The organism is Dankookia sp. GCM10030260 (assembly GCF_042666655.1).
Taxonomy (GTDB): Bacteria; Pseudomonadota; Alphaproteobacteria; order Acetobacterales; family Acetobacteraceae; genus Paracraurococcus.
Map to the genome: position 1 here is coordinate 700,507 of NZ_JBHTDE010000003.1, position 14,088 is coordinate 714,594.

At 70.6% G+C, this 14,088-nt stretch carries 11 protein-coding genes and 1 tRNA gene; 6 read left to right on the forward strand and 6 right to left on the reverse strand.

What is annotated here, in order from left to right:
• Nucleotides 1-21 precede the first annotated feature (21 nt).
• Nucleotides 22-1,323, forward strand: coding sequence for a phosphatidylserine/phosphatidylglycerophosphate/cardiolipin synthase family protein (locus ACFQS7_RS14830; RefSeq protein WP_380067861.1), 1,302 nt, complete (start codon nucleotides 22-24; stop codon nucleotides 1,321-1,323).
• On the opposite strand, the gene ACFQS7_RS14835 is transcribed toward ACFQS7_RS14830, so the two are convergent.
• The 4 genes from ACFQS7_RS14835 to ACFQS7_RS14850 form a co-directional block, all read right to left on the reverse strand.
• Nucleotides 1,307-2,740 carry a mandelate racemase gene (locus tag ACFQS7_RS14835; RefSeq protein ID WP_380067862.1) on the reverse strand — a complete coding sequence of 478 codons (1,434 nt, stop codon included), beginning with the start codon at nucleotides 2,738-2,740 and terminating at the stop codon, nucleotides 1,307-1,309. The genes ACFQS7_RS14830 and ACFQS7_RS14835 overlap by 17 nt on opposite strands.
• Nucleotides 2,737-3,558, reverse strand: a complete 822-nt coding sequence (locus ACFQS7_RS14840) for a sugar phosphate isomerase/epimerase family protein (protein ID WP_380067863.1) — start codon at nucleotides 3,556-3,558, stop codon at nucleotides 2,737-2,739. Before ACFQS7_RS14840 ends, ACFQS7_RS14835 begins: the two co-directional genes overlap by 4 nt.
• 223 nt (nucleotides 3,559-3,781) lie before the next feature.
• Nucleotides 3,782-4,513, reverse strand: a complete 732-nt coding sequence (locus ACFQS7_RS14845; protein ID WP_380067864.1) for an ABC transporter ATP-binding protein — start codon at nucleotides 4,511-4,513, stop codon at nucleotides 3,782-3,784.
• A 4-nt stretch (nucleotides 4,514-4,517) separates the two neighbouring features.
• Nucleotides 4,518-5,366, reverse strand: coding sequence for an ABC transporter permease (locus ACFQS7_RS14850; protein WP_380067865.1), 849 nt, complete (start codon nucleotides 5,364-5,366; stop codon nucleotides 4,518-4,520).
• A 302-nt stretch (nucleotides 5,367-5,668) separates the two neighbouring features.
• Between ACFQS7_RS14850 and ACFQS7_RS14855 the strand changes: the two genes are divergently transcribed.
• A complete protein-coding gene (locus ACFQS7_RS14855; protein WP_380067866.1) occupies nucleotides 5,669-8,719 on the forward strand; it encodes a methyltransferase domain-containing protein in 3,051 nt (1,016 codons plus the stop codon).
• 127 nt (nucleotides 8,720-8,846) lie between these two features.
• Here the strand turns inward: ACFQS7_RS14855 and hrcA are convergent, their stop codons facing one another.
• Entirely contained in the window at nucleotides 8,847-9,947 is a 1,101-nt protein-coding gene (gene hrcA, locus ACFQS7_RS14860) for a heat-inducible transcriptional repressor HrcA (RefSeq protein WP_380067867.1), read from the reverse strand.
• A gap of 87 nt (nucleotides 9,948-10,034) precedes the next feature.
• Here hrcA and ACFQS7_RS14865 point away from each other — a divergent pair.
• Both ACFQS7_RS14865 and ACFQS7_RS14870 read left to right on the forward strand, forming a co-directional pair.
• Nucleotides 10,035-10,109, forward strand: a tRNA-Gly gene (locus tag ACFQS7_RS14865).
• Between the two features lie 350 nt (nucleotides 10,110-10,459).
• Entirely contained in the window at nucleotides 10,460-11,557 is a 1,098-nt protein-coding gene (locus ACFQS7_RS14870) for a hypothetical protein (RefSeq protein ID WP_380067868.1), read from the forward strand.
• Between the two features lie 165 nt (nucleotides 11,558-11,722).
• On the opposite strand, the gene ACFQS7_RS14875 is transcribed toward ACFQS7_RS14870, so the two are convergent.
• A complete protein-coding gene (locus ACFQS7_RS14875; protein ID WP_380067869.1) occupies nucleotides 11,723-12,088 on the reverse strand; it encodes a hypothetical protein in 366 nt (121 codons plus the stop codon).
• Between the two features lie 737 nt (nucleotides 12,089-12,825).
• Between ACFQS7_RS14875 and ACFQS7_RS14880 the strand changes: the two genes are divergently transcribed.
• Both ACFQS7_RS14880 and ACFQS7_RS14885 read left to right on the forward strand, forming a co-directional pair.
• The gene (locus ACFQS7_RS14880) at nucleotides 12,826-13,236 is read left to right on the forward strand and encodes a hypothetical protein (RefSeq protein ID WP_380067870.1); all 411 of its coding nucleotides are present in this window, start codon (nucleotides 12,826-12,828) and stop codon (nucleotides 13,234-13,236) included.
• Nucleotides 13,237-13,363: 127 nt separating this feature from the next.
• On the forward strand, nucleotides 13,364-13,567 hold the full coding sequence (locus tag ACFQS7_RS14885) for a cold-shock protein (protein WP_380067871.1): 204 nt from the start codon (nucleotides 13,364-13,366) through the stop codon (nucleotides 13,565-13,567).
• Nucleotides 13,568-14,088: the final 521 nt, after the last annotated feature.

Genomic DNA, 14,088 nt, shown 5'->3' on the forward strand with positions numbered 1-14,088 from the left:
GGCACCGGCGTTGCCGCCGCCATGGATCATACCGGAACGACGCGGCGTAACGTCCTGGCCATGGCGGCGGGCCTGCCGGCCCTGGCCGCCTGCGCCAACATCCCCGTGCTGCCGGACGGGCCGGCGGACCCGATGGAGCGCCTCGCCCTGCTGACCGAGGCGCTGGACGGCGCGCCGCTCTACCCCGGCAACAAGGTGGATGTGCTGGATGGCGGTGGCGCCGCCTTTGCTGCGCTGTTCCGCGACCTGCGTGCGGCGCGCGACCACATCCACCTGGAATACTTCATCCTGCAGGATGTCAGCGTGCCCGGTACCGCGGGCCAGAGCCTGTTCGACCTGCTGGAGGCGAAGCTGCGGGAGGGCGTCGCCGTCACGCTGATCCACGATGCCTTCGGGTCCGCCGGCACCCCGGCCGCCGCCTTCGAACGGCTGCGGGCGGCCGGTGCCCGGACCCTGGCCTTCAACCCGCTCGACCCGATCTCAGCGAAGGCCGGCTGGGCGCCGAACGACCGCGACCACCGCAAGATCATGGTGGTCGATGGCCGCATCGGCATGACCGGCGGCGTCAACCTCGACCGCGTCTACGAGAATTCCTGCGAGGTCGCCGCGGCGGCGGAGCAGGGCCCGGCGGAGGCCTGCTGGCGCGACGCCGCGCTGCGGATCGAGGGTCCGGCGGTGGCCGGGCTGCAGAAGCTCTTCCTTGAGACCTGGGAGAAGCAGCGCGGCCCGCCGCTGCCGACGCGAGACTGGTTTCCCAAGCTTGAACCGCGCGGCCCGGCGCGGGTCCGCATCCTCGGCAGCGTGCCGGGGGAGAAGCGGCCGCGCTTCTACGTCACGCTGCTGACCGCGATCGCCGCGGCGCGGCAGCGGCTCTGGCTCACGACCGGCTATTTCGTGCCGACTTGGCAGCAGCGCCACGCGCTGCGGCAGGCGGCGCGGCGCGGCGTGCAGGTGCGGCTGCTGCTGCCGAGCATCAGCGATTCCGGGGATGCGCTGGCGGCGCAGCGCGCCGCCTACGACGACATGCTGGAAGCCGGGATCGAGATCCGCGAGGTGCAGGGCGCCGTGCTGCACGCCAAGCTGGTGGTGGTGGACGGCGTCTGGTCGGCGGTCGGGTCGTCCAATTTCGACCGCCGCAGCGTCGCCTGGAACAACGAGGTGGATGCGATCGTGCTCGGCGCCGACACCGCCGCGCGGCTGGAGGCGCTGCTGGCGCGCGACTGGGAGCGGGCGAAGCCGGTGACGCTGGAGGCATGGGAGCGGCGTGGGCTCGGCCAGCGCATCCGCGAGCAGACCTCCCGGCTGATCATCGACCTGCTGTAGCCGGCCAGGCCGCGCGCGGCATCGGCTCCATCGCGGCATGATCGGGCTCCTCCGCCGCGCCGAGCCCCGGCACCGCGAGCGAGCCGAGTTCCAGCACGCCGTGCAGGATCCGCAGCCGCGGCCCGCGCGGCGTGTCGGCATAGAGGTCCGGATGCGCCTCAAGGAAGCGCACCGCCTCGGCCTTCGGGCGGCCCGCGAAGCCGTCGATGAAGTGGTGGCCGTTGCGCTCGACATGGCCGAGGCCGAGCAGCGCGACCAGCGCCAGGTCCTGCTGCACGCAGACCCCGGCCAGCGTGGTCAGGTCCTCGCCCGAGAGGAAATACTGGCCGCCCGCCGCATTCCAGGCGCGGCAGCGCGCCATGTTGATCAGGCTGCGCCAGACGCCCTTGCAGGATTTGCTCGACACGCCGGCATAGCCCAGCGCCTTCGCCTGCACGAAGGCGTCGAGCGCGCCGTCGCTCTCGTCGATGATGACCGGCCGCGAAGCGGCCAGCGCGGCCATGCCGGTCTCGAGCGCGCGGGCCCGCTTCACCGGCTGCTCGATGTAGAGGATCGAGGCGCAGAGTTGGGCGAGGCGCGGCTCCGCCTGCATCGCCGCCCAGAGCGCCGCGGCGCCTTCCGCATCGGCATACTGTTCGTTGCCGTCGAGCGAGGCGTGGTAGCCGTGCTGCCGGTCGAGCACCGCGGCGATGCGGCAGAGCCGCTCGATGTCGGCCGGCACGTCGCCGGCGACCTTCAGCTTCCAGTAGCGATGGCCGTAGGTGGTCGCGACCTCCTCCAGCGTCTCCGGCAGGCCGTCCCCGACCCGCACCGCCTGGTCGGCGGCGGTGATGGGGTCGACCAGGCCGACGGTGTGCCGCGCATGGATGCGCCGGGCCGGGACCTGCGCCGCCAGCATGCCGGCGAAATCGAAGCCGGGCAGGTCGGGCACCACCGCATGTGGCGCCATGCCGCCGATATTCGCCCGCATCCCGGCGAGGAAGGACACGCCGTGCAGCTTCAGCAGCGCGTCCAGCGCGGCGCGGTCGACCAGGGCGCGGCCGTAGCTCGCCACCAGCGGGTTCAGCGCCTCCCGCCCGCAGGCGGCGACGTGGTCGGCATAGCCGTCGGCGAAATGGCCGAAGCCGGTGTTCATGCCGGCGGCCAGGGCAGCGTCACCCGCCAGTTCCAGGGAGCGGCGCAATTGGTGCTCGTTGTCGGCGTCGGACAGGGCCGGGTCCTTGTCGAACCACTTGGCGGCCAGGCTTTCCGCGGCGACGCCCCAGCCTTCCCGCCCGCGCTCGTCGCGGATCCGGAGGCGCAGCACCGCCTGCCGCCCCTGCGTGACGGTGATGACGCCGAAGCGGAAGGGCAGGCGCAGCGCGAAGGGCCATTCGCGCCGCTCGATGGCGGTGACGGCGAAGCGCGGCGCGGTCATGCCGCGTGCTCCATGACGCCGCGCAGGTAGCCGGCGGCGAAGGCGGCGCTGCCCGGCCCGTCGGGGACATACTCGAACGGCTCGACGCCGCACCAGCCGGCGTAGCCGTGCCGCGCCAGCGCGGCGAGAATGGGCGCGAAGCGGTCCTCGCCCTGGCCGGGGGCACGGCGGTTGCGGTCGTTCAGGTGGATGTGGTGCAGCGCGCCGCCGGGCAGGAAGCGGTCCAGCACCGCGTCCACCGGCGCGGCCTCGCCCTGGCCCGCGGCGCAGGTGTCCAGCATGGTGCGCAGGCCTGGGTTGCCGATGCGGTCGACGATCGCCACCGCCTCCGCCACCGTCGTCGCCCAGTTGGTCTCGCGCGGGGAGAGCGGCTCCAGGCAGTACGTGACCCCGGCGGCGGCGGCCCAGTCGCCGGCCCGGGCCAGCGCTTCCTCGGCCCGGCGGGCGTCGTCCGGCCCCGCCACCTGGCGCTGCTGCGGCGAGCCATGCACCAGGTAGGTCCCGCCGAGATCGGCGCAGAGCCCGACCAGCCGCTGCATCACGTCCAGCGTCCGTGCCCGCACCGCCGGGTCGGCGCTGGTGATGGACAGGCCGCGGGGCGCCACCAGCAGCCAGTGCAGGCCGGTGATGGCGATGCCCTCCTCGGCCGCGGCGGCGCGCAGCCGCTGCCGCCAGGTCGTGCCCAGCAGGTGCGGCGCCTCGGCGTCCAGGGTGAAGGGGGCCACTTCCAGCCCGGCATAGCCGAGCCCGGCGGCCAGCGCGCATTGCTGCGAGAACAGCATCCCGCGCAGGACCTCGTTGCACAGCGTCAGGCGCATTGGCGTTTCCCCATCCGGTTGGGGATTACCATTCTTGGGCGGCGGGCGCAGCCTTGTGCGTGGCGCAAGGCAAGGAAGGTCGGGGAGGGAAAAGTACTCCCCCCAAACCCCCCCCTTCCTTCTTGTGGGCTTGGCACCCGCCGCGCGGCGGGTGCCGACTCCGAGAGATAGAGGAGGGCATGGGGGGGATACTTCCTCCCCAGCCTTGCTTGCTGCCCGCGCCTCAGAACCCCGCCAGCACCTCGGCCACCGGCCCGTCGGCGACGATCCGCCCGGCTTCCAGGCGGATCGCCCTTGTGCACCACTCGCGCACGATGGCCATGTCGTGCGTCGCCAGCACCAGGATGTCGGCCTCGCCGACCAGGCGGGCCAGGCGTTCCCGCGCCTTGGCCATGAAGGCGGCGTCGCCGGCCAGGAACCACTCGTCCATCAGCAGGATCTCCGGCTCCATCGCCGTCGCCATGGCGAAGGACAGCCGCACCTGCATCCCGGCCGAGTAGGTCCGCACCGGCGCGTCGAGGAATTCATTGAGGCCGGAGAAGGCGCCGACCGCGTCGGCCACCTGTTCGCTGTCGGCCTGCGACATGCCGCGAAACAGGCCGCGCAGGACGATGTTCTCCCGCCCGGTGGAGGAAGGGTCCATGCCTGCCGCAGGATCGATCAGCGACCCCACGAGGCCGGCGACCTCGAGCCGTCCGCCGACCGGCTCGTAGACCCCGGCCAGCGTCCGCAGCAGCGTGGTCTTGCCGGCGCCGTTGCTGCCGACCAGCGCCACGCGCTCGCCGCGGCCGATCCGGAAGGACAGGTCGCGCAGCGCCGCGACGACGACGCGGTGCGAGGCGTCTTCCCGCATGCGCAGCGGCGACTTGGCGAGGATACGCTTCTTCAGCGATCTCGCGCCCATGTGATAGAGCGGGAACTCGATGGTCAGGCCCTGGGCCAGGATGTGGGGCATGGCGCTAGACCCAGAAGGCGATGCGGCCGCGGAAGCGGATGAAGAAGGCCAGCGCCACCCCTGCCACCAGCAGCGTGTAGAGGCTGGCGGAGAGCCAGACCAGGGCCGGCACGCCGCCCTCGACCAGCGGGCCGCGCACCGTCTCCATCAGCACGTAGAAGGGGTTCAGCGGCAGCCAGACCGCCTTGTCGCCCAGCAGTTCGGGCTTCCACAGCACCGGCGACATGAAGAAGGCGAGCTGCATCAGGCTGGCGACGATCGGCCCGATGTCGCGGAACCGGGCACAGAGCATGCCGAGGAAGAGCGCGATGAAGAAGGCGTTCACCGCGACCAGCGCCAGGCCGGGGAGAACGAGCAGGACCTCGAGGCCCGGCAGGGTGCCGCAGGCGGCGAAGACCAGGAAGACCAGCGGCAGGCTGTGCGCGGTGATCAGCGCGTTGCGGAAGACGCAGCGCAGGACATGGACGGAGAACGGCAGCGGCACCTGGCGGATGATGCCCTCGGCGCTGGTCAGGCTGATGCAGGCGTCGGTGACGGTCTGCGAGATCATGTTCCAGACGATCAGGCTGACCGCGATGAAGGGCAGGTAGCCGGCCAGTTCCATCTTGAAGAGCGAGGAGTAGAGCAGGCCGAGGCCGACCACCATGACGGCGGTCGACAGGGTGAGCCAGAAGGGGCCGAGGACGGAGCCGCGGTAGCGGTTGCGGATGTCGAGCCGGGCCAGGGCGGCGGGCAGCCGCCAGCGGCGCAGCCCGGTCGCCAGGTCCTCCAGCGCCGCGGCGCGGCGGCGCGGCTGCGCCGCGTCGCTGACGTACAGCGGCGTGGCAGGGCGGGGCAGGGTCTCGTCCAGCATCGGCCCGCCTATAGACCGCAGCCCGGCATCCTACCAGCGGTGGGAATCCTTCGGCGATCAGGACTATGCCGGGCGGGGCGGAGGTATTATTCCGCTTTGCGTCCGGGCATGCCGCCGGCGTCGCACGGCCGGTCCATGACCGCCGGCCGGGCCCGGTGCCGTCGGCCCCAGGCAGGCTTTCCGGGCCTCCAGGCGAGACCCGCACCCGAATCCGGAGTACCGATCCCTTGTCCTCCCGTCCTGGTCGCGAAATCCTGGTCCACGAAGCAGCCCGGTCGGCCCTGCCCTTCACCGGCGAGAGGATGACCTCGGCGATCGCCGGCCAGGTGGCGGTCGAGCATCATCATCGCTACCTCCTGGCCCGGGAGCATTGCCGCGGCCGCGACGTGCTCGACGTCGCGGCGGGTGAGGGCTACGGCACGGCGCTGCTGTCCCAGGTCGCCCGCTCCGCCATCGGCGTCGAGATCGACCCCGCCGCCGTCGCCGCCGCGGCGCGCGAATTCGACCGGCCCGGGCTGCGCTACCTCGTCGGCGATGCGCGGGCCATCCCGCTGGCGGACGCCACGGTCGACGTCGTCGTCTCCTTCGAGACGCTGGAGCATTTCGACGGCCAGGACCGCTTTCTCGACGAATGCCGGCGGGTGCTGCGGCCGGGCGGCCTGCTGATCATCAGCACGCCGGACCGCGACGTCTATTCGCGCCCCGGCACGCCGCCCAACCCCTTCCACGTGCGCGAACTGGACCGGCCGGAATTCGAGGCCATGCTGCGCGCCCGTTTCGCCAACATCGCGGTGGCGGCGCAGCGCCCGATGATCGGCTCGGCCATCGTCGGCGAGGGCAGACTGGCACCGCGGGTCTTCGACACCCTGCCGGGCGACCGCTTCGCCGCCGCCGACGTGCTGCCCGACGCGCCCTACCTGATCGCCTTCGCCTCCGACGCCGCATTGCCGCCGCCGGCCGCCAGCCTGCTGGTGCTGCGCGACGACCTCGACACCGACCCGGCGGCGCGGCGGGAGGCGGAGGCGCGGGCGGCCGGGCTGGACAGGCGCCTTGCCGAGGCGGAACGCCGGGCGGCCGCGTCGGATGCAAGCCTCGCCGAGGCGGAAGCGCGCGCCGCGCAGTCCGAACTGCGGCTCATCGCCTTCGAATCGAGCGAGGTCGGCCGTGCCTTGCGGCGCCTGCGCATCGTCGTGGATCGCTGGCCGCGGACCGCCCGCCTGCTCCGTCGTGGCGTGATGCTGGCATGGTGGGCGCTGCGCGGGCAGTTGCCGATGCGCCTCGCCGCCTGGCGGCGCGCCCGGCGGCTGCGGCAGGACGTGGCGGGCGGCGCCTTCCAGGCGGTCATCCGCGACGAACTCAACCTGCCGGACCCGGCGGCGCGGCGGCCGCTGCCGGCGCCCGGTGCCATCCGCCTGCCCGCCGCCGGCGAGGCGCCGCTCGTCTCCATCCTGATCCCGACCTACGGCCAAGTGGACTACACCCTGCGCTGCCTGGCCTCGATCGCCGCGGCGCCGCCGCGCGCCGGCATCGAGGTGATCGTCGCCGAGGATGCCTCCGGCGACCCGGGCCTTGCCCGGCTGCGCGAGGTGCCGGGCATCGTGCTGCGGGAGAATCCGGAGAACCTCGGCTTCCTGCGGTCCTGCAACGCCGCCGCCGAAGCCGCGCGCGGGCGCTTCCTGCTGTTCCTGAACAACGACACCGAGGTGCTGCCGGGGGCGATCGACGCGCTGGCCGACCTCGCCCTGGCGCGGCCGGACGCCGGGCTGGTCGGGGCCCGGCTGGTCTATCCCGACGGCCGGCTGCAGGAGGCCGGGGGCATCGTCTGGCAGGATGCCTCGGCCTGGAATTACGGCCGCTTCCAGGATCCGCGCCGTCCCGAATTCAACTACGTGCGGGAGGTGGACTACTGTTCCGGCGCGGCCATCCTGGTCCGCCGCGACGTCTTCGAACAATTGGGCGGCTTCGACGAGGCCTTCGTCCCGGCCTATTACGAGGACACCGACCTGGCCTTCCGCATCCGCGCGGTCGGCCTGCGGACGCTCTACCAACCGGCGGCCGTGGTGGTGCACCATGAGGGCGTCTCGCACGGCACCGACACGGAAAGCGGCATCAAGGCGCACCAGGTCGCCAATGCGGCGGTGATGGCGGACCGCTGGCGCGGCGTGCTGCAGGCCGGCCACTACCCGAACGGCGAGCAGGTGATGCGGGCGCGCGACCGGGCGCATGGCCGCCCGGTCGTGCTGGTCATCGACGACAAGGTGCTGGAGCCCGACCGCGATGCCGGGTCGCGCAGCACCTTCGAGCATGTCCGCGCCCTGCTGCGGGAAGGCTGGGTGGTGAAATTCTGGCCCGACAATGGCGCTGCCCCTTCCGGCTACACCGCGGCGTTGCAGCAGATGGGGGTCGAGGTGCTGCACGGCCCCTGGAGCGGCCGCTTCGCCGACTGGATCGGCGTGCATGGCGGGATGATCGACCATGTCCTGCTGAACCGCCCGCACCTCGGTGCCACCTACCTGCCGCTGATCCGTGCGGCCTGCCGGGCGCGGGTGGTGTTCTACGGCCACGACCTGCATTTCGCCCGGCTGCGGCGGGAGGCCGCGGTGACCGGCTCGGCGCTCTCGGCCGCCAGCGCCGAGAGCATGCTGCAGGTCGAGACGCATCTCTGGCGCAGTTGCGACACCGTGCTCTATCCGTCCGAGGAGGAGGCGGCGGAGGTGCGGCGCCTGTCGCCGCGGGCGAACGTGCGTGCCGTGACGCCCTATTGCTTCGATGCCTTCCCGCGTCCGGCGGCGGTGCCGGCAGCGACGGGTGGCATCCTCTTCGTCGCCGGCTTCGCGCATCCGCCCAACGTCGATGCTGCGGCCTGGCTGGTGCGGGAGATCCTGCCGCTGGTCCGCGCCGAACTGCCGCAGGCGCGGCTGACCCTGGCGGGATCGCACCCGACCTCGGAGGTGCTGGCGCTGCGCGGCGCCGGGATCGAGGTGACCGGGGCGATCAGCGCCGAGGACCTCGCCGCCCGCTATGCCGCGGCGCGGCTGGCGGTGGTGCCGCTGCGCTTCGGCGCCGGGGTGAAGCTGAAGGTGGTGGAGGCGCTGCAGCAGGGCCTGCCGCTGGTGACGACGCCGGTCGGTGCCCAGGGCCTGCCCGACCTGGCGCAGATCCTGCCGGTGACCGGGGACGCGGCGGCCTTCGCCGCGGCGGCGGTCCGCCTGCTGCGGGACGACGCCGCCTGGATGGCGCAGTCGGCGGCGCAGTCGGCCTACGCGGAGTCGATGTTCTCGCGCGAGGCTTTGCGGGAGAGTTTGCTGGGCGCCTTCGGCGTGGTGCCGGCGAAGACGAGCCTGGCGGCTTGAAGGCAAGGTCGGGAAGGGAGGAGTATTCCCTCCCCGACCTTGCCTGAGCCGGGACCGGCCGCGCGTCAGGTGCCACCCGACAGGAATGGATGCGCGGCCGGGGAGAAGACCTTCTCCCTGGCCTTGCCTACCCGAGCAGCCGCCCGATCACCCGCGCGGTATAGTCCACCACCGGGATCACCCGGCCGTAGTTGATCCGCATCGGCCCGATCACGCCGATGGCGCCGACGATGCGTTCCTGCCCGTTGCGGAAGGGCGCCACCACCATCGACAGGCCAGCGGTGTTGAACAGGCCGCTCTCGGCGCCGATGAAGATCTGCACGCCCTCGCCGCGCTGGGCGAGCTCCAGCAGCTTCAGCACCGTCTCCTGCGCCTCCAGCCGCTCGAACAGCGCCTGGATCTCGTGCACCTGGGCGAGCTGGTCGAGGTTTTCCAGCAGCCTGGCCTGGCCGCGGACGATTAGGCTGCCGCCGCCGCCGCCGGCCCAGGTGGCGAGGCCGGCTTCCACCACCTGGCTGGTCAGCGCATCGAGCGCGGTGCGGTTTGCGGTGATCTCCTCATCCACCTTGGTCCTCGCGTCTTCCAGGCTGCGGCCGGCGAGGCGGGAATTCAGGTAGTTGCTGGCCTGCGCCATCGAGGACGGCGGCAGTCCGGCGGGGACCTCGATCACCCGGTTCTCGACCTGACCGTCCTCGGTCACCAGCACCACCAGGGCGCGGCCGGGGCCGAGGGCGACGAATTCCAGGTGGCGGATGCGCCCCTCGCTCTTCGGCGCGACCACCAGGCCGGCGGCGCCGGCCAGGCCTGAGAGCATCTGCCCGGCCTCCGCCAGGGTTTCCTGCATGGAGCGGCCGGAGGCGGCGCAGCGAGCGCTGATCGCTTCCCGCTCGCTCTCGCCCAGGTCGCCGAATTCCAGCAACCCGTCGACGAAGAGCCTGAGGCCGCGGTCGGTCGGCAGGCGGCCGGCCGAGGTGTGCGGGGCGTAGAGGAACCCGGCCTCCTCGAGGTCGGCCATGACGTTGCGGATGGAGGCGGGCGAGAGGCCGAGGGGGAGGCGGCGCGAGAGGGTGCGGGAGCCGACCGGCTCCCCGGTCTGCACGTAGACCTCGACCAGTTCGCGGAGGATCGCAGCGCTTCGGGTGTCGAGCCCCGCGAAGGAGGCCCCGGTCGCGCCGGCCAGCGCTTTCGGTAAGGGCATCATCGGGCGGGTCGGATCCAGTCTGGACACGTATGGAAGGCTAGGGAGGGGGGGGCGGGGCGTCAACCGGCCGCCTTGCCGAAGCCGGGCAGGTGCGACTATAACGCGGATCAGGCCGCGGGCGTAGTTCAGAGGTAGAACGTCAGCTTCCCAAGCTGAATGTCGGGGGTTCGATTCCCCCCGCCCGCTCCAGCCGCCTCAACCAACTGTGCCGGATCGCTCGGCTAGGTCGGAGTCCACTTTATCAGGTGGGGCCCGGCCGGGGACCAATCAGGCTTGCTGGCCGGCTGCGTATCGGCCCAGTCGAATGGGCTTTCCCTTGGGAGTCCGCCGGCCGAACGACGGGCTGGCCTCGTCACGCAGGCGCTGCTGCACGGCTGGCCAGGACAGCTTGCCCGCGGAATCCCCCCCGAGATCACTTCGCCAATCAAACCTGTAAGGAGGAGGACTTATGGGGGAGAATTCCTTCTTCCGCATGCGCGTCCGTCGGATTCGGCGCATACTGCCCTTCCAGGCATCCCGGCATCGCAACCGTCCAGCCGATGACCGGCCGGGACCATGGCAACATGGAAGGGCGATCGCCGCTCTCATTTCATCCCCAGGCTGTATCGCTGGCCGCGGTCCATAGGAAGCCGAAGGACCTGCCGGCTCTGCCCCAGGGCACCTTCCATCGACAGCGCAAACAGGCGAGGGTCGGTGAGAACGTGGTGCTCCACACCCTCTCGACCGCGATGGATAACCTGATTTCGTCAATGCCGCTTTTGGCCCGGCGCAGCCTGCTGGCACTGCTGCCGGGGCTGGAGAGTATTGGCCCCGCGACCGCGGCGCCGCAGTGCCCGGTGCACGTCTCAGCCATGCCGCCGGAATTCCCCGGCAGCGCCCATGCCGTGTTTGGCTTTGGCGTCGCAGGAGTGCATGCCGCGAAGGCTGCGGCGGCAGCGTGCTCCGCCCTTCGGAGCCACGAGGACCCCGGGTGGCTGACAGAGCTGGGCGGCATGCTATCCGGCCCTGACGTCGCCGAGACCGTCCTGGCCGCCCGCTGGTCATTCAGCGTCCTGTGCTGCGATGCCTCGGACGATCGTGCGACGGCCCAGGCCAGTGCCGCAGCCCGCAACCTCAGCAGCCGCGGTCACATGGCCATTCTGCTCGTGGTTGGGCCGTCGTCGGCACCTCTGGCTTCCTGCATGGGGGCGAGGCATGGAAGATACCAACCCGCCCGGCTGCTCCTGCCGGTACCTGACGATCGAGACAGCCTCGTCCCCGTCTTGGCCGTTTCGGCGGCAACCCTGCTGTCGTCGATCGTCTGCCGGGGGCTGGTATCGTTGGATGCGACCGACATCTGGTCGGCGATCGGCGGCCCTCGTCCTTGCCTCGCCATCCATGCCGCGGCCAACCGGGGACAGCAGCCGGCAGACTTTGGCCAATCCGTCGTCTTGGCCGCCTGCGCGGCAGGCATGCGGGGGCCTTCCGTGCGCCGCCTTGCGATCAACGTCCTGATGCCGCCGGCATGGCGGCTCCACGAGCTTGATGCAGTCGCCACCACCATCGCCAAGGCTTTCGACAACGCCGATGTTGCGGTCTTGCCGGCGATCCACGACCCAGCCGCCGACACCGCGTCTGTGCTGCTCGTTGGCTCGTAGCTGTCGCGCCGGGAACCCCAGCATGCCCGCAGGGTACGGGACATGGCGGGCACCGGCTGGCCTGCCAGCCGCGGTTGAGCGGCGCGAGAGCTTGGTGTGGCTGCCGATGGTTGGACCCTTGGCGCAGCAGCGCTGCCGAAGCGACAGCGGCAGGCGACGAAGCTTCTAATTCCGCAGCAGTGCCTTCAGGGTCCACGTATTGCCACGTGGCACCGTGCGATCGAGACCGGAGGCGGGCCCGACCCGAACTTCGACATCCGGATCATAGCTGCCGGGGGCTGCCACCACGGTCAGGCGGATGTTCGGACCGACCAGGGTACAAGGGCCGGCGACGATGCGCTGAATGGTCGCACGATCCTGGTCATCCAGCGCGCGACGCAATTCTGCGATCTGGCCTTGGGTTGCACACAGGGCCGTACCCTGCGTGGTGAAGATGGGCCGCTGGAAGTTCACCTCCTGCTGCGCGACCGCTGCCAGAGGCGCCATGCCCAGGAGCGACGCCGCAGCCATCAGATGCACGCTCTGCCGCATGATCGCCTCGATTGTGTCTATCTATGGGCGTAACACCAAGGCTTCGGCGACGTGGGTCAAAATCCGTACGAAGGCCGGATTGATCCATGACAAGGCGCGTTGGCTGGTTGGGGACCTCCCCCGCCGCCACGGTGACCTGCGTTCCGGTCAAGCGGCCGTCCTGTCCATGGAATCGGCGTAGCGGTGGTGGTGATGCACGACGCCGGCCCTACCCCAACCCAATTCCTGCCGGACGAGGGTGAGGTTGCCGCCTGAGCGATCGATAGTGCGCGCCGGCCTATCGGATGATGATCGGTCGCGCGCCAGTGAAGACAGGCATCCGGGGCAATGGAGAAATGCAGCACAGCGAATTCGCCATGGGCCGGGCTTTCACCGGCGGTCATGCCCTTTGGCGTTGCGCGGATGCTGGCCGACGTACCGTGATTGCCATTCGGCTCGACGCGGCCGAGATCGCGCTCGTGATGGGCGGGAAGGAGACGCCAGGTCGTGTCGATTCTCGACGCGACCGAGTGGCTTCAATGGCCCGCCCTACGCTTTGGCCGAGACGATGTTCGGCGAATAGGGTGTCCTTGCCCTTCATCCAGTTGCGGAGGAGGAGGTGATGGGCTGGCGGGCAGCGCCTGAATGAGGCTGATGGCCTGCCAGAGTCGATGCGGCCATGGAGATGAACGAGGATGGGCTTGCCGGCTGACTGTCCCGCCCTCGTCAGTGCCCGGACAGCGAAGCGCGAACGGGACATGGCCAACGATCTCGTGTCTCAACGGTCGACGGCATCAAACGCCAGCGGCCACAACCCTTGCAGCCGGAATGCCCACGTGCTGCGATCGGCCATGGCAAACACCCCGACTTCCGACGCTCTCCTAGACCGTGACCTCATCGCTCTACTCGATCGCGCGCTGGCGATGGTGGCGGACCACCTGACGCCCGAGCAGCGCGCCGATCTGTGGCAGCGGTCCGAGAAGATGGGACTCAGCGACAGCATCGCGCGACAATGCTCGCCCGAACTGCAGCGCGTCCTCTTGAGCGAGCGTCCACGTGCCAACCCGGACGGTGGGCAGGTGGGACAGGCAGCCGTCGAGCCTCAACCCAGCGAGGGCGTGATCGTCGAGGAAGGCTCGGGCAGAATTTCGAGCATCCCCACCAGCTAGGGTACAAATATTCCCGCCGGCCAGGATAGGTCGACTGCGGGCTACTCGGCCGATATGCTTCCTGCCGTGCGCCGCCGAAGGTCGGCAGCGGTGGGCCAGCATTGGCCCAACAGGGAGCGAACGTCGCATGGCTACCGGCAGCGTGAAATGGTTCAACGCCGACAAGGGCTTCGGCTTCATCCAGCCTGAGGGCGGCGGCAAGGACGTGTTCGTCCATATCACTGCCGTGCAGGCGGCGGGGCTGAATGGGTTGAACGACGGGCAGCGGGTCAGCTTCGAGGTCGTGAAGGAGCGCGGCAAGGAGGCTGCGGCGAACCTCAAGCTGGCCTGAGGGCGGCAGTGCCTACCCGACGCAGCGAACCGATGAAAATCGTCGCGCGTCGGCCGGGCATGGTCGTTCTTGTGACCACGGCCGCGCGCTCTCAACTTGCGCTTGTTGCACACTATTAGGCTCGATAGAAGATCGAGCGCGGTGTCTGGCGATCAGGTCATGGCCGGCGCAAGGCCTTTTTGTCCGATGCCCGGCTTCTAGCCAACACGCGTCGTGTGCAGGTTGGGCAGACCGACCAGGCTGGGAGCCAGCCTTCATGACCCGCTGTCGCGTTCGCGGCTGCGAGTCCTTTGCTTTCGAGCCGTCAATGGACCGGCTTGATTGCAGCTTCGCCACGGCACAGGCGAGACACGACATGGACCTCGCGCGGGAACGGTTCGACGCAACGGCAGCATATGGCTGTGCCTTCGTCCCGGCGGATGCCGCGCAGGTCGCCCGATTGTCGATGCAGCGCCGCATTTTCACGCGGATGGACAGTCGTCCGTGGCAACTCGGGACGCAGGCGGCTCCCGTGAGACAGG

Coding starts and splice junctions, on each gene's coding strand:
- ACFQS7_RS14875 (WP_380067869.1), bottom strand. CDS start 12,088: ATGCGGCAGAGCGTGCATCTGATGGCTGCGGCGTCGCTCCTGGGCATG.
- ACFQS7_RS14870 (WP_380067868.1), top strand. CDS start 10,460: ATGACCGGCCGGGACCATGGCAACATGGAAGGGCGATCGCCGCTCTCA.
- ACFQS7_RS14880 (WP_380067870.1), top strand. CDS start 12,826: ATGGCCAACGATCTCGTGTCTCAACGGTCGACGGCATCAAACGCCAGC.
- ACFQS7_RS14830 (WP_380067861.1), top strand. CDS start 22: ATGGATCATACCGGAACGACGCGGCGTAACGTCCTGGCCATGGCGGCG.
- ACFQS7_RS14845 (WP_380067864.1), bottom strand. CDS start 4,513: ATGCCCCACATCCTGGCCCAGGGCCTGACCATCGAGTTCCCGCTCTAT.
- ACFQS7_RS14835 (WP_380067862.1), bottom strand. CDS start 2,740: ATGACCGCGCCGCGCTTCGCCGTCACCGCCATCGAGCGGCGCGAATGG.
- ACFQS7_RS14885 (WP_380067871.1), top strand. CDS start 13,364: ATGGCTACCGGCAGCGTGAAATGGTTCAACGCCGACAAGGGCTTCGGC.
- ACFQS7_RS14840 (WP_380067863.1), bottom strand. CDS start 3,558: ATGCGCCTGACGCTGTGCAACGAGGTCCTGCGCGGGATGCTGTTCTCG.
- ACFQS7_RS14855 (WP_380067866.1), top strand. CDS start 5,669: ATGACCTCGGCGATCGCCGGCCAGGTGGCGGTCGAGCATCATCATCGC.
- ACFQS7_RS14850 (WP_380067865.1), bottom strand. CDS start 5,366: ATGCTGGACGAGACCCTGCCCCGCCCTGCCACGCCGCTGTACGTCAGC.